At 73.7% G+C, this 19679-nt stretch carries 16 protein-coding genes; 5 read left to right on the top strand and 11 right to left on the bottom strand.

Translation table 11 applies throughout. The features are described 5' to 3' along the window. Positions 1-99 precede the first annotated feature (99 nt). The 8 genes from ACZ4TV_RS29050 to hutU all read right to left on the bottom strand — a co-directional run bounded on the left by ACZ4TV_RS29050 (position 100) and on the right by hutU (position 10044). Positions 100-1407 (bottom strand): hypothetical protein, encoded by a 1308-nt coding sequence (locus tag ACZ4TV_RS29050; protein ID WP_468138033.1) that lies wholly within the window; start codon positions 1405-1407, stop codon positions 100-102. After that, a complete protein-coding gene (locus tag ACZ4TV_RS29045; protein WP_468138032.1) occupies positions 1404-2513 on the bottom strand; it encodes a hypothetical protein in 1110 nt (369 codons plus the stop codon). The genes ACZ4TV_RS29050 and ACZ4TV_RS29045 overlap by 4 nt, the downstream gene beginning before the upstream one ends. Beyond that, a complete protein-coding gene (locus ACZ4TV_RS29040; protein WP_468138031.1) occupies positions 2510-3541 on the bottom strand; it encodes a COG1470 family protein in 1032 nt (343 codons plus the stop codon). Before ACZ4TV_RS29040 ends, ACZ4TV_RS29045 begins: the two co-directional genes overlap by 4 nt. 16 nt (positions 3542-3557) lie before the next feature. Beyond that, a complete protein-coding gene (locus ACZ4TV_RS29035; protein ID WP_468138030.1) occupies positions 3558-4253 on the bottom strand; it encodes an LPXTG cell wall anchor domain-containing protein in 696 nt (231 codons plus the stop codon). Positions 4254-4366: 113 nt separating this feature from the next. Then, a complete protein-coding gene (hutI, locus tag ACZ4TV_RS29030; protein ID WP_468138029.1) occupies positions 4367-5560 on the bottom strand; it encodes an imidazolonepropionase in 1194 nt (397 codons plus the stop codon). A gap of 88 nt (positions 5561-5648) precedes the next feature. After that, positions 5649-6989: a formimidoylglutamate deiminase gene (locus ACZ4TV_RS29025; protein WP_468138028.1), complete on the bottom strand. Its 1341-nt coding sequence runs from the start codon at positions 6987-6989 to the stop codon at positions 5649-5651. Continuing rightward, on the bottom strand, positions 6980-8170 hold the full coding sequence (locus tag ACZ4TV_RS29020) for an allantoate amidohydrolase (RefSeq protein WP_468138027.1): 1191 nt from the start codon (positions 8168-8170) through the stop codon (positions 6980-6982). The genes ACZ4TV_RS29025 and ACZ4TV_RS29020 overlap by 10 nt, the downstream gene beginning before the upstream one ends. Positions 8171-8367: 197 nt before the next feature. Further along, on the bottom strand, positions 8368-10044 hold the full coding sequence (hutU, locus tag ACZ4TV_RS29015; protein ID WP_468138026.1) for a urocanate hydratase: 1677 nt from the start codon (positions 10042-10044) through the stop codon (positions 8368-8370). Between the two features lie 114 nt (positions 10045-10158). Between hutU and ACZ4TV_RS29010 the strand changes: the two genes are divergently transcribed. Further along, the gene (locus ACZ4TV_RS29010) at positions 10159-11514 is read left to right on the top strand and encodes a type III PLP-dependent enzyme domain-containing protein (RefSeq protein WP_468138041.1); all 1356 of its coding nucleotides are present in this window, start codon (positions 10159-10161) and stop codon (positions 11512-11514) included. Positions 11515-11716: 202 nt separating this feature from the next. On the opposite strand, the gene ACZ4TV_RS29005 is transcribed toward ACZ4TV_RS29010, so the two are convergent. After that, positions 11717-12277 (bottom strand): TetR/AcrR family transcriptional regulator, encoded by a 561-nt coding sequence (locus tag ACZ4TV_RS29005; RefSeq protein WP_468138025.1) that lies wholly within the window; start codon positions 12275-12277, stop codon positions 11717-11719. Between the two features lie 119 nt (positions 12278-12396). Between ACZ4TV_RS29005 and ACZ4TV_RS29000 the strand changes: the two genes are divergently transcribed. Beyond that, positions 12397-13554 (top strand): FAD-dependent oxidoreductase, encoded by a 1158-nt coding sequence (locus tag ACZ4TV_RS29000; RefSeq protein WP_468138024.1) that lies wholly within the window; start codon positions 12397-12399, stop codon positions 13552-13554. 9 nt (positions 13555-13563) lie between these two features. Here the strand turns inward: ACZ4TV_RS29000 and ACZ4TV_RS28995 are convergent, their stop codons facing one another. Next, positions 13564-14406 (bottom strand): MurR/RpiR family transcriptional regulator, encoded by an 843-nt coding sequence (locus ACZ4TV_RS28995; protein WP_468138023.1) that lies wholly within the window; start codon positions 14404-14406, stop codon positions 13564-13566. Positions 14407-14556: 150 nt separating this feature from the next. Here ACZ4TV_RS28995 and ACZ4TV_RS28990 point away from each other — a divergent pair, with 150 nt between their 5' ends. Beyond that, complete coding sequence (locus ACZ4TV_RS28990) at positions 14557-14934, top strand: hypothetical protein (RefSeq protein ID WP_468138022.1); 378 nt, start codon at positions 14557-14559, stop codon at positions 14932-14934. Positions 14935-15392: 458 nt separating this feature from the next. Here ACZ4TV_RS28990 and ACZ4TV_RS28985 read toward each other — a convergent pair whose 3' ends face one another. Then, positions 15393-16778, bottom strand: coding sequence for a cystathionine beta-synthase (locus ACZ4TV_RS28985; RefSeq protein WP_468138040.1), 1386 nt, complete (start codon positions 16776-16778; stop codon positions 15393-15395). Between the two features lie 128 nt (positions 16779-16906). On the opposite strand from ACZ4TV_RS28985, the gene ACZ4TV_RS28980 reads away from it, so the two are divergent. After that, positions 16907-17932 carry an SGNH/GDSL hydrolase family protein gene (locus ACZ4TV_RS28980; protein WP_468138020.1) on the top strand — a complete coding sequence of 342 codons (1026 nt, stop codon included), beginning with the start codon at positions 16907-16909 and terminating at the stop codon, positions 17930-17932. 383 nt (positions 17933-18315) lie between these two features. Continuing rightward, complete coding sequence (locus ACZ4TV_RS28975; RefSeq protein WP_468138019.1) at positions 18316-19536, top strand: acetyl-CoA C-acetyltransferase; 1221 nt, start codon at positions 18316-18318, stop codon at positions 19534-19536. The last annotated feature ends 143 nt before the right edge of the window (positions 19537-19679 follow it).

Genomic DNA, 19679 nt, shown 5'->3' with positions numbered 1-19679 from the left:
CCCCCCCCCCCCCCCCCCCCCCCCCCCCCCCCCCCCCCCCCCCCCCCCCCCCCCCCCCCCCCCCCCCCCCCCCCCCCCCCCCCCCCCCCCCCGCGTTCGCTACCGGGTGCCGCGCAGGCGGCGCCACGGGGTGAAGGTGAACACCGCGCCGCCGAGCAGGATCACCGTGCCGGCGACCAGGGCCAGGGCCTTGATACCGCCCTCGTCCTCCGCGCCGGTCTCGGCGAGGCCGCCCGAGGTGGTGCTTCCGGTGGTGGTGGTCGAGGAGCCGGAGCCGCCCGCCTGGGCGGTGGTGTCCAGTTCCAGCGAGACGCCGCTGCTGGCCGCCTTGCAGGGGACGTTGATCGGCGTGGCTCCCGGAGCCATCGTGACGTCGATCGTCAGCTGGTCCGGGCTCAGCGTCACCTTGCCGGTCTTCCCCGGCTTGTAGGTGCCGGTCATGTCGTTGAGGCTGACCGGGGCCTTGTCGGGGATCGGCTCCGCGTTGGCCGGGCCGGAGACCTTGACCATGCCGCTGTCCGCCCCGCCGAGCTTCACGTTCATCGAGGGCTTGAGGGCTCCGGCGGGCAGGGCCATGGGCGCCGCCATGGCGCCCTTGGCGGTCTTGACCGTCAGGTCGTAGCTGCCGCCGTTCTTCTTGGCGTTGATCGTGACCGGGGTCTTGATGCCCCCCGGGACGACCGGCCCGCAGTCGAAGGCCACCTCGACCGGCTTGCCCGGGAAGTCGCTCTGGCCGCCTCCGCCGCCGGAGGTGGAGCCGCCCGAGGTGGTCGTGGAGCCGCCACTGGTCGTGGAGCCGCCCGAGGTGGTCGTGGAGCCGCCACTGGTCGTGGAGCCGCCGCTGGTCGTGGTCCCGCCGCTGGAGCCGGCCGACACGTCGATGGTGGCCCCGCCGGTCACCGCCCCCTGCGGTGCGCACTTGGTGACGAAGGTGCCGAAGGAGAAGGTGACGGCGACCTCGTACTTTCCGGGGGTCAGGGTGATCTTGCCGGCCTTGGTGAGCTTCAGCTTGCCCTTCATCGGAGACATGACCATGGGGGCCTTCTTGGGGATCGGCGGGTTCTTCTTCTCCCCGACGACCTTCAGCTCGCCCATCCCGCCGCCCAGCGCGATCCAGCCGGTGGGCTGGACCGAGTCCTTCGGGATGTCCATCAGGTCGGTGTTGTTCGAGGCCGGCTTGACGGTCTCCCAGACCACGTCCACCTCGTCACCGACCTTGGCGGTGGCCGGGGCGGTGATCTTGGCGGTGGTCTCGCCCTCCACCGGATCGCCGCCGCCGGCCGGCGGCACGCATTTCACCTTGTACGTGGCCTCGGCGGCCTGGGCGGGAGAAGCCGCCATGGCAATGCCCGCGCCGCCGAGCAGCAGCGCGACCACGGCCGCGCTCACCCTCCGTTGGGTCTTCACGATGGTCCCTTCGTCGTCGAACGGTTCTCAGACGGTGCGGACGTCTGTGGTGCTGTCTCCGGCGCGCTGTCCGGGGTGAACCACGGCAGGACCGCCGTGGTGGTCCGAGGGGGCTCCGCCGGCCGCTCGGCGCGGCCGGGCGCGGTTCCCCGTAGGGTCGGGAGCCCGGGAAGCCGGGCCGTCACGGCCGATGCCGGCTCGGCGGGCCGCGCGCCCCGGTGGCGGCCGGCGGCGGGCGCGGCGCGCGGCCGGCCCTTGTCGACGACGGCCATGCCGATACGGAAGACCGCGGCCGGGATCACCAGCAGGAGCAGGCCCCAGAAGAGCAGGACGCCGTACGGGCGGTCCACGCCCCACGGCTGGGTGGCCAGGACGGTCTCGCCGTACTTGAGGGAGATCGTGTAGTCGCCGTGGGCGCCGGCGGTGAGGGCGACGTCGAGCGCGATCTCCGCCTTGCCGCCCGGCGGGATGGTGCCCTTCCACCGGACCTCCTCCCACAGGGGGGCGAACACCCCGTGGGCGGTGCCGAGCTGGAAGACCGGGTCCTTGACCGGAGCCGAGCCGAGATTGCCGACGGTGACCTTGAACTTCCGGCCGGGCGGGGCCCCGAACCAGGTCAGCACCCCGTCCTCGCCCTCCAGCCGGACCCCGGTGAGCAGGGCGAGACGGGCCGTGCCCGATTCGGCGGGCAGTTCGGCCACCGGGTGACCGGTGATCTTCAGGGGGGTCGCGACGGTGGACTGGTCGCCGTTGACGGAGGTGACGTTGACGATGCACGGGCAGGGCTTGGGCGGTGCCACCACGGGCAGCTGGGCGGCGAAGCGTCCGTCGTCGGCGACCGAGACGGCGGCGCCGTCGGCGTTGGCGCAGCTGTTGGTGCCGCCGATCATGTTCTGCCCGCAGACCAGCAGCATCACCAGTGTCCTGGCCCGCCAGCCGGTGCCGGTGACGGTGATCTCGGTGCCCGTGGCGGCCTCCTGGAGCGAGAGCGCCACCGTGGGCTTGCCCTCGTCGGCGGCGGCCGGGGCCGCGGGGAACAGCGCCAGCGCGCACGCCGCCAGCCCCGCCGCGAGCAGGGCTGCGAGTCTTCCCCGGAGGCTCGTCACCTGGTGGCTCCCGTCAGTTCGTGTTCCGGTGCGTGGGTCTGTTCGGGTGCCTCGCCGTCCGGCGGGTCCGGTCGGCTCCGCCGGCCGCGTACGAGGAACAGCGCGGCCAGCGTGGTCCCGCCGAGGACGAGCAGGCCGAGGCCCGTCCAGCCGGCCGCCCGCCACGGCACGAACCAGGCGGAGGCGCTCCCCGTGGCCCGGGCCCCGCCGGGGGCGGTGACGGTGACGGTGACGCGGACCCGGTCGAGCACCGGGGCTCCGGGCCAGGGTTCGGTCAGCTCGACCCGCTGGCCGGGGAGCAGTTCGACCGGCAGGGCGCGGGCGCCGCGGCCCGGTACCTCGCCGAAGCGGCCCTCGGCGCGCAGGGCCAGCTCGGGGGCGAGGGCCACGTTGCCGCGGTTGACCAGGGTGTACGCGACGACCGCGGCCGCGCCCTCGCCCCGTACGGCGACGTCCTCGACGGTGAGGGCGGCCAGGGCGGGACCGCTGACCCGCAGGTGGACCCGTACGCCCACCTCGCGGCCCGCTTCGCCGGCGACCACGGCGGCGGGGTGGTCGCCCGGCGGGGACGCGGGCGGCACGGTGAGCGTGAAGGGGACCACCGCACGGGTGCGGGGCGGGATCTTCACGGTGGCGCCGGCGCCGAAGCTGATCCAGGCTCCGGCGCCGGTGACCCGACCTGTCGAGGGGCCTGCGGCCGGGGGCGCGGCCGGGCGCACCGCGAAGGCACCGTCGGCGGTGTTGTAGGCGTCGGCCCCGCGCAGGGTGACGGTGCGCTCCTGGTCGGTGGTGTTGACCAGGGCGAGGCGGTCCTCCAGCACGGTGCCGGGGGCGCCCGCGAGGTAGAAGTACGGGCGGGCGGCGCCGGGCCGGGCTGCGGCCGTTCCGGCGGCCGGCTCGGCGGTCCAGCCCGGTTCGTCGGCGGCCGCCGGGTGCGGGGGCGTGGCGTACAGCGCGAGCGCGGCGAGCAGGGGTACGCAGACGCGCAGGCCGCGCTCTGGGGACGTGCGGGCGTGGAGCACGGGCATGGCCGGGGCGCTCCGTTCAGGACCGGGCCCGCTGGCCGCGCCGGGTCAGCCAGAGCACGCCGGCGGCGCCGGAGAGCAGCACGGTGCCGCCGAGGGTGCCGAGGGCGAGGGCGGAGTCGGTGGGTCCGGTCTGCGGGAGGGTGCCGTCCGTGGTGTCGCCGCCGCCGGACCGCGCGCCGGCGCCGCCGGGCGCTGTGACGTCCAGTTCCAGCGAGGGCCCCGGGCTGTTGCCGGGGGTGCAGGTGGTCGTGGTGCCCATCGCCTTGATGGTGAGCACGCCGGCGGTGAAGGTGACCTTGCCGCTCTTCTTGGGCGTGTAGGTGCCCGAGAGGTCGGTGATCTTGATGGGTGTGTCGGCGGGTACGGCCTCGGGGTTGGGCGGTCCGGAGACCGGTACGGACGCCTTCTCGGCGCCGCCGACGAGGATGACGGCGCTGGGGCTCATCGCGCCCTTGCCGAGTTCGATGGGGCTGGACGAGACGCCCTTCTGGAAGGACATCGTCAGCTTGTACGCGTCGCCGTCCTTGACGGCCTTGATGTCGATGGGTGATACCGCCGACTTGTCCCCGATCGGGGTCTTGCAGTCGTAGGCCACGTCGACGACGGCGGCGTGGGCTGCGGGCGCGGCCAGCAGGACCGCCGATCCCAGGACCGCCGATCCGGCCAGCGCGGAGGCCAGCGCGATCGCGGTGGAGCGTTTCCGGTCGGACACCTTCGTCTTCCCCTCGGGCCACAAATACCTGACGCCACATCAGATGGGTGGCTCAAGGTACGCCCGGGGCCTTACGGAGGGAAGACAAAGGGCAGGCCCGGATCGACCGTGCGTCAGTGGACGCGCAGACCCTTCTGCCACACGGCGGAAACGAGCGGGACACCGGGACGGTAGGCGAGGTGGACGTGGCTGGGTGCGTCCAGCAGGGCCAGGTCGGCGCGGGCCCCCGGGGTCAGGACGCCGATGTCGTCGCGGCGCAGCGCGCGGGCGCCGCCGGCCGTGGCCGACCACAGGGCCTCATCGGGGGTCATCCGCATGTCGCGGACGGCGAGCGCGATGCAGAAGGGCATGGAACTGGTGTACGAGGAGCCCGGGTTGCAGTCCGTGGACAGCGCGACCGTCGCGCCCGCGTCGATCAGGCGCCGGGCGTCGGGCCACTGGGCGCGGGTGGAGAACTCGGCGCCGGGCAGCAGGGTGGCCACCGTGGTCGCGGCGGCCTGGGCGAGGGCGTCCACGTCGGCGTCGGTGAGGTGGGTGCAGTGGTCGGCCGAGGCGGCTTCCAGCTCGACGGCGAGCTGTACGCCGGGGCCGTAGGAGAGCTGGTTGGCGTGGACGCGCGGGACCAGACCGGCGGCGGCGCCCGCGGTGAGGATCGCGCGGGCCTGCTCGCCGTCGAAGGCGCCCTTCTCGCAGAAGACGTCCACCCAGCGGGCGTACGGGGCGCAGGCGGTCAGCATCTCGCCGGTGACGAGGTCGACGTAGCCGGCCGGGTCCTCGGCGTAGTCGGGGGAGACGATGTGCGCGCCGAGGTAGGTGACCTCCTCGGTGTGCGCGGCGGCGATGCGCAGGGCGCGGGCCTCGTCGGCGACGGTGAGGCCGTAGCCGGACTTGGTCTCGAAGGTGGTGGTGCCCTGGCGGCGGGCCTCGTGGAGGTGGCGCAGCAGGTTGGCTTCGAGCTCGGCGTCGGTGGCGGCGCGGGTGGCGGCGACGGTGGTGCGGATGCCGCCGGCGGTATAGCTGCGGCCGGACATCCGGGCGTTGAACTCCTGGGTGCGGTCGCCGGCGAAGACGAGGTGCGAGTGGGAGTCGACGAAGCCGGGGATGACGGCGCGGCCGTGCGCGTCGAACGCGGTGTCCGCGGCCGGGGCCTTGTCGGCGGGGCCGGCCCAGGCGATGCGGTCGCCGTCGATGACGACGGCGGCGTCCTGGATCAGGCCGAGGGGGCTGCCGTCGCCTTGGGCGGGGTCGTTGGTGACGAGGCTGCCGATGTTGGTGATGGCGGTGGTGGTGCCACTACTGCTGGTCATGGGTTCCTCTCGTGGTTTCCTTCCCCCACCCCGCCCCTTCCCGGGGCTCCGCCCCAGACCCCGCGCCTCAAACGCCGGCGGGGCTGAATCAGGCGCGGAGGGTCGCGATGGACTCGGACAGGGCCGACGGGACGTCCGGGACGAGGGTGTGGGCGCCGTCGCGGACGATGTGGCGGCCGCCGACCACCGTGTGGCGGACATCGGACGCCGTCGCGGCGAAGACCGCCGTCTCGGCGCCGAGCCGCGGCAGCGGACCCGCCGTGCGTACGGAGTCCAGCGCGACCGTGGTGAAGTCCGCCAGCGCGCCCGCCTCCAGGCGGCCCGCGTCCGGGCGGCCCAGGGCTGCGTGGCCGCCGCCGGTGGCGGCCGTGAGCAGCGCGTTCGCCGTCCAGTGACCCCGGGTCCGGCTGCGCAGGCGCTCGTCGAGCTCCATCGCGCGGGCCTCTTCGAGCAGGTCGATCACGGCGTGGCTGTCGCTGCCGAGGGAGAGCGGGCTGCCCGCCTGCTGGAGCCGGGTCGCGGGACCGATGCCGTCGGCGAGGTCGCGTTCGGTGGTGGGGCACATGCAGGTGCCGGTGGTGGTCCCGCCGAGCAGCGCGATGTCCGCGTCGGTGAGGTGCGTGTTGTGGACGCCGGTGGTGCGCGGGCCCAGCACGCCGTGATCGGCGAGGAGCTGCGTCGGGGTGCACCCGTGGGCGGCCCGGCAGGCTTCGTTCTCGGCGGTCTGCTCCGAGAGGTGGACGTGCAGGGGCGCCTGCCGCTCCTCGGCCCAGCGGGCGACCGTGGCCAGTTCGGCGGCGGGCACGGCACGCACCGAGTGGATCGCGGCGCCGATCAGGGCGTGCTCGCGGGGCTTCAGGGCACTCACCCGCTCGGCCCAGGCTTCGGCCGTGCCGTCGCAGAAGCGCCGCTGGTGCGGGTCGGGCGCCTTCCCGAAGCCCGCCGAGAGGTAGGCGGTGTCGAGGAGGGTGATCCGGATGCCGGCCGCGGCGGCGGCCTCGATCAGGGCCTCGCCCATGGCGTTCGGGTCGGCGTAGGGGACGCCGCCGGGCGCGTGGTGGACGTAGTGGAACTCGCCGACGTTCGTGATGCCGGCCAGTGCCATCTCGGCGTACACGGCGCGGGCGAGCGCGAAGTACGTGTCGGGGGTGAGGTTCTGGGCGACGCCGTACATCACCTCGCGCCAGGTCCAGAAGGTGCCGGAGCCGACCTGGACCGTGCCCCGCAGGGCGCGGTGGAAGGCGTGCGAGTGCGCGTTGGCCAGTCCCGGCAGGGTCAGGCCGCGCAGTACCTCGGCGCCGGGGGGCGGGGTCGCCACCCCGGTGCGGACCGCCGCGATCCGGCCGTCCGCGGACACCTCCAGGGCGACGCCCGGCTCGACGTGCGTGCCGAGCCAGGCGTGCTCCAGCCAAAACGTCTTCACCGGCACGCGAGTCCTTCCAGTACGTCGGCGAGGGCGAGGACACCGGCCACGCAGTCGTCCTCGGCGGCGAACTCCCGCGGGGAGTGGGAGACGCCGGTCGGGTTCCGCACGAACAGCATCGCGGTCGGGACGGCGGCTGAGAGGATCCCGGCGTCGTGTCCCGCCCCCGTGCCGAGGACGGGGACGGCCCCGCCCAGGATCCGGTTGAGCTCGTCGCGCAGGGCGTGCTCGAACTCGACGACCGGGGTGAAGGACTCCCGGACGACGGCGAGGTCGATGCCGTCCTGGTCGGCGCGCTCGCGGGCGGCCTTCTCGACGGCCGTGACGACCGTGTCGAGGGTGGCCTGGTCGGCGGCGCGGGAGTCGAGCCAGCCGCGCACCAGCGAGGGGATCGCGTTGACCCCGTTGGGCTCGACCGCGATCTTCCCGAAGGTGGCCACGGCCCCGGCGAGGGCCGCCTCGGTGCGGGCGGCGAGGACGGTCGCCGCGTACGTGAGCATCGGGTCGCGGCGGTCGACCAGCCGGGTGGTGCCGGCGTGGTTGGCCTCGCCGCGGAAGTCGAACCGCCAGCGGCCGTGCGGCCAGATCGCGGAGGCGATGCCGACCCGGTCGCCGGAGAGGTCCAGGGCGCGGCCCTGCTCCACGTGCAGTTCGACGAAGGCGCCGATGCGGCCGAGGCGTTCGGGGTCGGCCCCGATGGCCTCCGGGTCGTACCCGGCGGCCTCCATGGCCTGGGGCAGGCCGATGCCGTCGGCGTCGCGGAGCTCGTACGCCTTCTCCTTGGTCAGCTGCCCGGCGGCGAGCCGGGAACCGACGCAGGCGAGCCCGAAGCGGGCGCCTTCCTCGTCACCGAAATTGGTGATGGCAAGTGGCCTGGCGAACTCCGCGCCCCTCCTGCGGAGTTCGTCCAGGGCCGCGAAGGAGGACACCACCCCGAGGGGGCCGTCGAAGGCCCCGCCGTCGGGGACGGAGTCCAGGTGCGAGCCGGTGACCACGGCGTCGCCCGCGAGGGGGTCGCCGAGCCAGGCCCACTGGTTGCCGTTGCGGTCGGTCTCGTACGTCAGCCCGCGCGATTCCGCTTGCGCTCGGAACCATTGGCGGCACTCTTGGTCCGCGCCGGTCCAGGCGTAGCGCCGGTACCCGCCGGTGTCGGCGTTCCGGCCGATGGGCGCGAGCTCCGCCCACATGGCGTGGAACGAGCTCGCCCCGCCGGAGCCAACCCCAGCCCCGCCGGAGGCAAATCCAGCCCCGCCGGGGGCAAATCCAGCCTCGCCGGCGTTTGAGGCGCCGCCGGAGGCAAATCCAGCCCCGCCGGCGTTTGAGGCGCGGGGGTCCGGGGGCAGAGCCCCCGGCAGCGGCGCCGCGCCCGGCACATCCGCCTGGCTCACGCGGAGCCCTCCCGCATGGGAACCCGCACGCCCCGCTCGTCCGCCACCGACTCGGCGATGTCGTAGCCCGCGTCGACGTGCCGGATGACGCCCATGCCCGGGTCGTTCGTCAGCACCCGGCGGATCTTCTCGCCCGCGAGCGGCGTGCCGTCCGCGACCGTGACCTGGCCCGCGTGGATCGAGCGGCCCATGCCGACGCCGCCGCCGTGGTGCAGGGAGACCCAGGAGGCACCGGAGGCGACGTTGACCATGGCATTGAGCAGCGGCCAGTCGGCGATGGCGTCGGAGCCGTCGAGCATGGCCTCGGTCTCGCGGTACGGAGAGGCCACCGAGCCGCAGTCGAGGTGGTCGCGGCCGATGACCAGCGGGGCGGCCAGTTCACCGCTCGCGACCATGTCGTTGAAGCGCTCGCCGGCCTTGTCGCGCTCGCCGTAGCCCAGCCAGCAGATGCGCGCGGGCAGGCCCTGGAAGTGGACCCGCTCGCCCGCCATCTTGATCCAGCGGTGCAGGGACGCGTTTTGAATAGACTCGGCCTCCGGGAAGAGGTCGAGGATCGCCTTGTCCGTCTTGTGGATGTCGGAGGCCTCGCCGGACAGGGCGGCCCAGCGGAAGGGGCCCTTGCCCTCGCAGAACAGCGGCCGGATGTAGGCGGGGACGAAGCCGGGGAAGGCGAAGGCGCGGTCGTAGCCGGCCAGCTGGGCCTCGCCGCGGATGGAGTTGCCGTAGTCGAAGACCTCGGCGCCGGCGTCCATGAAGCCGACCATGGCCTCGACGTGGCGGGCCATGGACTCGCGGGCCCGGGTGGTGAAGCCGGCCGGGTCCTTGGCGGCGTAGGAGGCCATGTCGTCGAAGTCGACACCGGTCGGCAGGTAGGCGAGCGGGTCGTGGGCGCTCGTCTGGTCGGTCACGATGTCGATCGGGGCGCCCTCGGCCAGCATCTGCGGGAGCAGGTCGGCCGCATTGCCGAGCAGGCCGATGGAGAGCGGCTTGCGGGCGTCGCGGGCCTCGACGGCCAGCTGGAGGGCGTGCTGGAGGCTGTCGGCCTTCACGTCCAGGTAGCGGTGCTCGATGCGGCGCTCGATCGCGCGCGGGTCGACGTCGATGCAGATCGCGACGCCGTCGTTCATGGTCACGGCGAGCGGCTGGGCGCCGCCCATGCCGCCGAGGCCGGCGGTGAGGGTGATGGTGCCCGCGAGGGTCCCGTTGAACTTCTTGGCGGCGACGGCGGCGAAGGTCTCGTAGGTGCCCTGGAGGATGCCCTGCGTGCCGATGTAGATCCACGAACCGGCGGTCATCTGCCCGTACATGGTCAGGCCCAGCTGCTCCAGGCGGCGGAACTCCTCCCAGTTGGCCCAGTCGCCGACGAGGTTGGAGTTGGCGAGCAGGACGCGCGGCGCCCACTCGTGGGTCTGCATCACGCCGACCGGGCGGCCGGACTGGACGAGCATCGTCTCGTCCTGCTTGAGGGTCTGGAGGGTGCGGACCATGGCGTCGTACGAGCGCCAGTCGCGGGCGGCCTTGCCGGTGCCGCCGTAGACGACGAGCTTGTCGGGGTGCTCGGCGACCTCGGGGTCGAGGTTGTTCTGGAGCATCCGCAGCGCGGCCTCCTGCTGCCATCCCAGGGTGCTGAGCTCGGTGCCTCGCGCGGCCCGTACGGGGCGGGGTCCTGACATGGCGGGTGCCTCCTCCGATGTTGGTCAATCCATTCACATCCTCGCGCCCTGAATAGATTCAGTCAACAGCTGCGGGCGGCCCCGTCGAGTGATGGGATGACGGACATGGCTGACATGGCTGCCAACACGCACGTGGGCGGGGGCGCCGCCGCGCGCCGGGATCTGGCCGTACGGGCGGCGGTCGAGCAGGGACTCGTGGGCGGGACCGACTCCGCGCAGCCGCTGACCTGCCTGCTCGACGTCGCCGGGATCCGGGCCTCCGCCGCCGCCCTGACCAGCGCCTTCGCGGCCGTACTGACGCCCGGTACCCCGGTCCTGCACGCCTTCGCCGTGAAGGCCGCCCCGCTGGTGCCGGTCCTGCGCCTGCTGGCCGACGCCGGGCTCGGCTGCGAGGTGGCCAGCCCCGGCGAGCTGGCGCTGGCCCGGGCGGCGGGGGTGCCCGCCGGACGGACCGTCCTGGACTCCCCCGCCAAGACGGCGGCCGAGCTGCGCGAGGCCCTGGCGCTGGGCATCGCCGTCAACGCCGACAACCCGCAGGAGCTGGCCCGCCTCGACGCGCTCGTGGCCGCGGGGCCCACCACGGCGCCGATCGGCGTGCGGATCAACCCGCAGACCGGCGCGGGGACCATCGACGCGCTGTCCACCGCCACGGCGACCTCGAAGTTCGGGATCGCCCTGCGCGATGCGGGTGCGCGCGAGTGGCTCGTACGGGCCTACCTGGACCGGCCCTGGCTCACCCGCCTGCACATCCACTCGGGCTCGCAGGGGGTCCCGCTGGCCCTGATCGCGGAGGGCGTACGGGAACTGCACGCGCTGGCCGAGGAGATCAACGCGGCGGCCGGGCGCAGCCAGGTCGACACCCTCGACATCGGCGGCGGCCTGCCGGTGAACTTCGCCTCGGACGAGGAGACCCCGACGTACGCGCAGTACGTCGCCGCCCTGCGCGAGGCGGCGCCGGCCCTCTTCGACGGTTCGTACGGCCTGGTCACCGAGTTCGGCCGGTCCCTGCTGGCCAAGCACGGTCTGGTCCTGGCCCGGGTGGAGTACACCAAGAGCAGCGGGTCCCGGCCGATCGCGCTCACCCATGCCGGGGTCCAGGTGGCGACCCGCACCGCGTACGTGCCGGCGGCCTGGCCGGTGCGGATCCTGGCCTACGACGCGAAGGGCGTCCCGAAGACCGGGGGTCTGGTGGCGCAGGACGTCGCGGGGCCGGCGTGCTTCGCCGGTGACGTGCTGGCCGCGGCGCGCGAGCTGCCGCGGCTCTATCCGGGCGACCTGATCGGCGTCCCGGACACCGGCGCGTACTTCTTCACGGCCCACTACGGCTACAACAGCCTCCCGCGGCCGGCGGTACACGGCTTCACGCTCACCGCGGCGGGCGAGGTCCGCTTCAGCCTGGCCCGCCCGGCGCAGTCCGTCCCGGACATCGTCGCCGAGGCGGGCGGCGCCTACCGGGACGCCCTGCTGTAGCCGACCGCTGCGCGAGCCTCCTGGGGCTCCGCCCCAGACCCCGCGCCTCAAACGCCGGCGAGGCTGGGTCTCTCAGCCCCGCCGGCGTTTGAGGCGCAACCTCAGCCCCGCCAGGGGGCACCTCCCAGCGGTAGCTGGGGGAGTTTGAGGCGCGGGGGTCTGGGGGCAGCGCCCCCAGCAGCGGCGCCGCGGGCGCACGGACTCAGCGAGCCGAGAGGGTGGCGGCCAGGGCCGGGGCCAGGCCCGCGACGAGGTCGTCCGGGGTCAGCGCCACCACCCCCGGCAGCCGCAGCAGGTAGCGCGTCAGGGCCAGCCCCAGAAGCTGCGCGGAGACGAGGCCCGCCACCCGCGCGGCCCGTTCCGGGCCGAGGGCCGCCGCCAGCGCCGGGGCGACCTGCCCCGCGAACACCTCCCGCATCCGGCCCGCCGCCTGCTCGTTCGTCACCGCCGACCGCAACAGCACCAGCAGCGCGTCATCGGCCGGGTCCCCCTCCCACCGCTCCACGAAGTGCCGTACGAGCGCGGCCGGAAGCTCCCCCGCGGGCACCGCGCCCAGGTCCGGCAACCGCAGGTCCACCGCGAGCGCGGCGTCGAAGAGCTGCTCCTTGCTGCCGAAGTACCGCATGACCATCGAGGGGTCGATCTCCGCGTCCGCCGCCACGGCCCGGATCGTCGTCCGCTCGTACCCCTGCGCGGCGAAGCGCTCCCGCGCGGCACGCAGGATCGCGGTCTTGGTCTGGTCGGAGCGTCGCACGGCCGTCATGCCAACAAGCGTAGGCCAACAACCGTAGGCCAACAACCGTTGACACGGCATCCCCGCAGGCGCATCCTGATGCCAACAGACGTTGGCCAACAACCGTTGGCCCGCCGGAGGAGGCCCGCATGGCCAGCACCGCCGTACTCCCGCCCCGTACCGACGTCGCCATCGTCGGCGCCGGACCCACCGGCCTCGCCCTCGCCGTGACCCTCGCCGAGGCCGGCATCGACTTCGTCCTCCTCGACAAGCAGGCGGAGGGCGCCAACACCTCCCGCGCCGCCGTCGTGCACGCCCGCACCCTGGAGGTCCTCGACGAGCTGGACCCGACCGGCGCCCTGTCCGCCGACCTCATCGGCCGCGGCATCCCCGTCACCCGGTTCCGGATCCGCGACGGCGCCCGCGCGCTCGCCGCCATCGACTTCGACCGCCTGCCCACGGCGCACCCGTACGCGCTGATGGTCCCCCAGTACGAGACCGAGGCCGTCCTCCTGCGCCGCCTGCGCGCCCTCGGCAGTGACGTCCACCGCCCGTACGAGGTCACCTCGGTCACCCAGGACGCGGACGGGGTCATCCTCACCACCGCAACCGGCGATACCCTGCGCGCCGCCCACGCCGTCGGCGCCGACGGGATGCACAGCGCGGTCCGCGAGGCCGCCGGGATCGGCTTCACGGGCGGCTCCTACGGGGAGTCCTTCGTCCTCGCCGACGTCGTCATGGACTGGGCTCCGGGCCCCCGCGAGGTCTCACTCGCCTTCGGCGCCGCCGGGCTCACCGTGATCGCCCCGCTGCCCGGCGGGCACTACCGGGTCGTGGCCACCGTCGCCGAGGCCCCCGCCGAACCGGACCTCCCCTTCGTCCAGGGCCTGCTGGACGCGTACGTCCCCGGCCAGGCCACCGTCCGCGAGCTCGTCTGGTCCTCCCGGTTCCGGATCCACCACCGGGTCGCCGACCGCTACCGCGCCGGGCGGCTGCTGCTGGCCGGGGACGCGGCCCACGTGCACAGCCCGGCCGGCGGGCAGGGCATGAACACCGGCATCCAGGACGGCTACGCCCTCGGCCGCGCCCTGGCCGCGCAGGACCCCGACGCGCTCGACGGCTACGAGGCCCGGCGCCGCCCCGTCGCCCTGCGCGTCGTGGCCCTCACCGACCGGATGACCAAGGTCGCCACGACCCGCAGCCGGACCCTGCGCTCGGTGCGCAACGCCCTGCTCCCCCTCCTCGCCCGCGTCCCGGCCCTGCGCACCCGCCTGGCCACGGAGCTCGCCGAGCTCGACTACCGCTGAGCGCGCGGCCTACTCCACGAACAGCCCCCGCGCGGCCGCCCGGGCGTCGAAGGCCTCCAGCCGCGCCTGCGCGTCGGGCAGCGCGTCCGCCATCGCCTCCAGCAGCACCCGGCCCAGCAGCATCGGCGCACACGCCGTGTCGAAGGCGAGCCCGGTCCCGACCGGCGCCGGAATCAGCAGGTCCGAGTGGCGGGCCACGGGGGCGAAGGCCGAGTCCGCGACCGTCACCACGGTCAGGCCGGCCCGCCGGGAGCGCTCCAGGGTCTCCACCACCTCACGGGGGTACCGGGGAAGGGCGAAGCAGAGCAACGCCGTGGCCCCCTCGTAGAGGGCCGCGTCGATCCGGTCCTCCATCATCGAGCCGCCCTCGTCGAGGAGCCGTACGTCCGGATGCACCTTGGCCGCGAAGTACGCGAACCCGCGCGCCTGCGAGGACGCCGCCCGCAGCCCGAGCACCGGCAGCGGGGTCGAGGCGGCGAGCAGCCGCCCGGCCTCCTGGACCGGCGCCGGATCGGCGAGCATCGCCGCGAGCTGCCGCAGGTTCTCGATCTCGCCGAGGACCGCCTGCTGGTACTCGTTGTACGCGTCCTCGTGCGCGTCCTCAGCCCGCTCGGCGGGGGCCACCTCGCGCAGGTGGCGGCGCAGCGCGGGATATCCGTCGAAGCCCAGCGCCACCGCGAACCGGGTCACCGACGGCTGGCTCACGCCGGCCAGTTCGGCGAGCTCGACGCTCGACAGGAAGGGCACCTCCGCCGCCCCGCGCACCATGCAGTGCGCGATCCGCCGCTGGGTCGGCGTCAGGCGGTGTCCCTCGAACAGCTTCTGCAGCCTCGCGGCCGGGCTGTCACTCATCCCGTCCCCTCCGTCCCGGTGAAATATTCAGTCACCGAGCACTCTGCATGCGGTTATGCAGCGGGGCAAGCCGTGCCCGCGATCCGGATAGATCCGGATAGGGGGGCTAGCCCCAGTGCCGGGGCCCGCGGCGGTTCCTACGGTGGGGACATGGACGCCCACGCCCAAGAGCTGAAGAAGGAACTCGACGCGACGATGGACGCCCGGCGGGAGCTGGGCCCGGAGTACGAGGCCGCGCTGGTGGACTCGTTCGTCGAGAAGGTCGACACCCAGGTCCGGCGCCGGCTCGCGGAGGAACGCCTGGCCGCGGCGCGCGGCTCCGCCGGGCCTGCCGGGCCTGCCGTGGCGGAGGGGAACTTCGGCGAACGCTTCGGCTTCGCGATCATCACGCTGGTGCTGGCGATTCCGCTGTCGGCCATTGCCGCGGCGGAGGCCGACCTGAGCGGTCTGCTGGTCGCCTGGGCCGGGATCCTGGGCGTGAACTTCATCCACGCCAGCAAGCGGCTGCGGCGGGGGTCTGCCGAATAGGTTCGGGCGCGGCGCCGTTGCGGGGGCGCTGCCCCCGAGCCCCCGCGCCTCAAACTCCCCCAGCTACCGCTGGGAGGTGCCCCCTGGCGGGGCTGGATTTGCCCGGCCAATTTCAGCCCCGCCGGCGTTTGAGGCGCGGGGTCTGGGGCGGAGCCCCAGGAGCCGGCCCCGGGCCGGGAGAAGGATGTGACGCGGGGACCGCCACACCCCGGTTGCCCGGGGGCGGGACGACGGCGGTCCCCGCGAAGGACACGGCCGGGTCAGGGCCGTCCGCGTCCGTGGCGTCACGCGGTCCGGGAGCCGCTCCGGAGGTGCGCAACGCCGTTCCGTGGCGCCGGCCGGAGCGTTTCCGCTCCTGCCGACGACCACCACTGTGCCGGAGCCGTGTTAAGCCGGTGCTGCCGCCACGTGTCCGGCCCGTACCGTTTGCGCGACGGCCGTGCGCGGCGCCGTGACCGCTACTTCGCCGCCTTGGCCAGGAACGCCAGCAGGTCCTGACGGCTGACGACACCCGTCGGCTTGCCCTCGACCAGCACGATCGCCGCGTCCGCCTCGCCGAGCACCGTCATCAGCTCGGACACCGGCTCGCCCGAGCCGACCTGCGGCAGCGGCGAGCTCATGTGCTTCTCCAGCGGGTCGGTCAGGGAGGCCCGCTGGGCGAACAGCGCCGCCAGCAGTTCCTTCTCCACCACGGAACCGATGACCTCGGCGGCCATCACGTCCGGGTGACCGGCGCCCGGCTTGACGATCGGCATCTGCGAGACGCCGTACTCGCGCAGGACCTCGATCGCCTCGCCGACGGTCTCCTCGGGGTGCATGTGGACGAGGGAGGGGATGCCGCCCTCCTTGTCCGCGAGCACGTCACCGATGCGCGCCGCGGGGCCCGCCTCCTCCAGGAAGCCGTGTCCCGCCATCCACTCGTCGCTGAAGATCTTGCTGAGGTAGCCGCGGCCGCTGTCCGGAAGCAGGACGACGACGACGTCGTCCGGGCCCAGCCCCTCGGCGGCGCGCAGGGCGGCCACGACCGCCATGCCGCAGGAGCCGCCGACGAGCAGGCCCTCCTCCTTGGCCAGCCGGCGCGTCATCTGGAAGGAGTCCTTGTCGGACACCGCGATGATCTCGTCGGTGACGTTCGGGTCGTAGGCGGTCGGCCAGAAGTCCTCGCCGACGCCCTCGACGAGGTACGGGCGGCCGGAGCCGCCGGAGTAGACCGAGCCCTCGGGGTCGGCGCCGATGACCTTGACCCTGCCGCCGCTGACCTCCTTGAGGTAGTTGCCGGTACCGGAGATCGTGCCGCCCGTGCCGACGCCGGCGACGAAGTGGGTGATCTTCCCGTCCGTCTGCTGCCACAGCTCGGGACCGGTGGTCTCGTAGTGCGAACGGGGGTTGTTCGGGTTGCTGTACTGGTCGGGCTTCCAGGCGCCCGGCGTCTCGCGCACGAGGCGGTCGGACACGTTGTAGTACGAGTCCGGGTGCTCGGGGTCGACGGCCGTGGGGCAGACCACGACCTCGGCACCGTAGGCGCGCAGGACGTTGATCTTGTCGAGGGACACCTTGTCAGGGCAGACGAAGATGCACTTGTAGCCCTTCTGCTGGGCCACGATGGCGAGTCCTACACCCGTGTTGCCGCTGGTCGGCTCAACGATGGTGCCGCCGGGCTTGAGGGCTCCGCTCTGCTCGGCGGCCTCGATCATCCGTACGGCGATCCGGTCCTTCACGGATCCACCGGGATTGAAGTACTCGACCTTCGCAAGGACGGTGGCCTGCAGGCCTTCGGTCACACGGTTGAGCTTCACCAGCGGGGTGTTGCCGACGAGGCTGATCATCGAGTCGTGGAATTGCACCATGTTCTCCAAGGAGGGGACTCCACGGGTTCTCCGGGAGGCACGGCCAGAGTATGCGGAAAGGGATTGGCCGACCGTGCGTACGGGGCAGGTAGGGGTCAATGAGGACCGAGGAGGTGGCCTGAAGGGTGTCCAGGGCGAGAACAGCCCGCCGCATCGCGGCGGGGGCGGCGTACGGCGGGGGCGGACTCGGACTGGTCGGGGCCGCCGCGGTGGGACTGGTACTGGCGGAGGTGCAGTTCGCCAAGCGGACGGTGGGGACCGGGCTGCCGGATCCGCCGCGCGCGGACGGGCTGTACGGGAGCGAGTTCGGCGGCCCTGAGCAGAGCCCGGGCCCGCTGCGGCTGGCCATGCTGGGTGATTCCACGGCCGCGGGGCTCGGTGTGCGGCGGGCCCGGCAGACTCCGGCGGCCCTGCTGGCCTCGGGGCTGGCGGCGGTGGCCGAGCGGCCGGTGGAGCTGCGCAACGTGGCCCTGTCGGGGGCCATGTCGGACGACCTGGACCGGCAGGTGGGTTTGCTGCTGGACGACGGCCGGCCCGCCCCGGACGTGTGCGTGATCATGATCGGCGCGAACGACGTGACGCGACGGATGCCGCCGACCCAGTCGGTGCGGCTGCTGACCTCGGCCGTGCGCCGGCTGCGGCTGGCGGGCTCCGAGGTCGTCGTGGGCACCTGCCCGGACCTGGGCACGATCGAGCCGGTGTACCAGCCGCTGCGCTGGATGGCGCGCCGGGTCTCGCGCCAGCTGGCCGCCGCCCAGACCATAGGGGTGGTCGCGCTGGGCGCCCGTACGGTCTCCATGGGGGACCTGCTGGGCCCGGAGTTCGCCGCGAACCCGCGCGAGATGTTCGGCCCGGACTCCTACCACCCGTCGGCCGAGGGGTACGCGACCGCCGCCATGGCCGTGCTGCCGACCCTGTGCGCGGCGCTGGGGCTGTGGCCGGAGTCCGACCGGCTGGACGTGTCCCGGGACGAGGACATGCTCCCGGTGGCGAAGGCGGCGTCCGCCGCGGCGGGCGAGGCGGGTACCGAGGTCACGGCGGTCCGCGGGCCGTGGGTCCTCCTCAAGCACCGCCGCCGCCGGCGCGTACCGGCTTCGGACCCGGCCCACCCGACAACCGAGGCCCCGCTTTCCAGCCCCGCCGGCGATTGAGGCGCTCCACTTTCGAGCCCCGCCGACCTTTGCGGCCCCGCCTTCGAGCCCTCCGACGATTGAGGCACCACCTGTGAGCCCCGCCGGCGATTGAGGCGCGGGGTCCGGGGCAGAGCCCCGGCAACGGCGCGGCACCGGCCGGCCGACCGACGGCCAAGGCCCCGTTTTCGAGCCCCGCCGGCGATTGAGGCGCGGGGTCCGGGGGCAGAGCCCCAGCAGCGGCGCCGCGCCGGTCCGCACGCCAGGGCCCAGCCCCCAGCACCGCACACCCCGCGGGAGCGACCGGCATCACACCGCGAGGCCGGTGACCTGGACCGTACGGGGCGGTAACTTCGCTTGCGGTCCGGTCCCGGATAGAGCCGCAACACACCCTTGGAGTCCCGATGCCCGAAGCCGTCATCGTTTCCACCGCCCGCTCCCCCATCGGGCGCGCCTTCAAGGGGTCCCTCAAGGACGTCCGCCCGGACGACCTGACCGCGACGATCATCCAGGCCGCCCTCGCCAAGGTCCCCGGGCTCGACCCGCGCGAGATCGACGACCTGATGCTCGGCTGCGGCCTCCCGGGCGGCGAGCAGGGCCACAACCTGGCCCGCATCGTGGCGGTGCAGATGGGCATGGACTTCCTGCCGGGCGCCACCATCACCCGTTACTGCTCCTCCTCGCTCCAGACCTCCCGCATGGCCCTGCACGCCATCAAGGCGGGCGAGGGCGACGTCTTCATCTCCGCGGGCGTCGAGATGGTCTCCCGGTCCGTGAAGGGCTCCTCCGACGGCCTCCCGGACACGCACAATCCGCTCTTCGCGGACGCGGAGGCCCGCACGGCCGCCGTCGCCCAGAGCGAGGGCGCGTCCTGGCACGACCCGCGCGAGGACGGCCTGATCCCCGACGCGTACATCGCGATGGGCCAGACCGCCGAGAACCTGGCCCGCCTCAAGGGCGTGACCCGCCAGGACATGGACGAGTTCGGCGTCCGGTCGCAGAACCTCGCCGAAGAGGCCATCAAGAACGGCTTCTGGGCCCGCGAGATCACCCCGGTCACCACCCCGGACGGCACGGTCGTCGCCACCGACGACGGCCCGCGCGCCGGAGTGACCCTGGAGGGCGTGCAGGGCCTCAAGCCCGTCTTCCGCCCCGACGGCCTGGTCACGGCCGCCAACTGCTGCCCGCTCAACGACGGCGCCGCGGCGCTGGTCATCATGAGCGACACCAAGGCCCGCGACCTGGGTCTGACCCCGCTGGCCCGGATCGTGTCCACCGGTGTCACCGGCCTCTCCCCCGAGATCATGGGCCTGGGCCCGGTCGAGGCGTCCAAGCAGGCGCTGAAGCGGGCCGGCCTGACGGTCGACGACATCGACCTCTTCGAGATCAACGAAGCCTTCGCGGCCCAGGTCATCCCGTCGTACCGGGACCTGGAGATCCCGCTGGAGAAGCTGAACGTCAACGGCGGGGCCATCGCCGTGGGTCACCCCTTCGGGATGACCGGTGCCCGCATCACCGGCACGCTGATCAACAGCCTCCAGTTCCACGACAAGCAGTTCGGTCTCGAGACGATGTGCGTGGGCGGCGGCCAGGGCATGGCCATGGTCATCGAGCGGCTGAGCTGAGCCGAAGCTCAACCCGACCAAAGAGGAAGCACGGCTGAGCTGACCGAGCCGATCTGATCAAGATTGGACACCAGTCGCCGCAAGGGATCCGGCCGGATCCCTTGCGGCGTACCGACGCCGGATCCAATCCCTTCGCGGCCGAC

The organism is Streptomyces sp. NPDC028910, assembly GCF_055564955.1.
Note: the sequence above shows the minus strand (reverse complement) of the source record. Positions and strands in the feature narration are given on the sequence as shown.

What these genes read in the sequence shown, in the direction of transcription:
- ACZ4TV_RS29040 (WP_468138031.1), bottom strand. Translation starts at nt 3,541, where the DNA reads ATGCCCGTGCTCCACGCCCGCACGTCCCCAGAGCGCGGCCTGCGCGTC.
- ACZ4TV_RS29010 (WP_468138041.1), top strand. Translation starts at nt 10,159, where the DNA reads ATGGCTGCCAACACGCACGTGGGCGGGGGCGCCGCCGCGCGCCGGGAT.
- ACZ4TV_RS29020 (WP_468138027.1), bottom strand. Translation starts at nt 8,170, where the DNA reads ATGTGGGCGGAGCTCGCGCCCATCGGCCGGAACGCCGACACCGGCGGG.
- hutI (WP_468138029.1), bottom strand. Translation starts at nt 5,560, where the DNA reads ATGACCAGCAGTAGTGGCACCACCACCGCCATCACCAACATCGGCAGC.
- ACZ4TV_RS28995 (WP_468138023.1), bottom strand. Translation starts at nt 14,406, where the DNA reads ATGAGTGACAGCCCGGCCGCGAGGCTGCAGAAGCTGTTCGAGGGACAC.
- ACZ4TV_RS28975 (WP_468138019.1), top strand. Translation starts at nt 18,316, where the DNA reads ATGCCCGAAGCCGTCATCGTTTCCACCGCCCGCTCCCCCATCGGGCGC.
- hutU (WP_468138026.1), bottom strand. Translation starts at nt 10,044, where the DNA reads ATGTCAGGACCCCGCCCCGTACGGGCCGCGCGAGGCACCGAGCTCAGC.
- ACZ4TV_RS28990 (WP_468138022.1), top strand. Translation starts at nt 14,557, where the DNA reads ATGGACGCCCACGCCCAAGAGCTGAAGAAGGAACTCGACGCGACGATG.
- ACZ4TV_RS29000 (WP_468138024.1), top strand. Translation starts at nt 12,397, where the DNA reads ATGGCCAGCACCGCCGTACTCCCGCCCCGTACCGACGTCGCCATCGTC.
- ACZ4TV_RS29005 (WP_468138025.1), bottom strand. Translation starts at nt 12,277, where the DNA reads ATGACGGCCGTGCGACGCTCCGACCAGACCAAGACCGCGATCCTGCGT.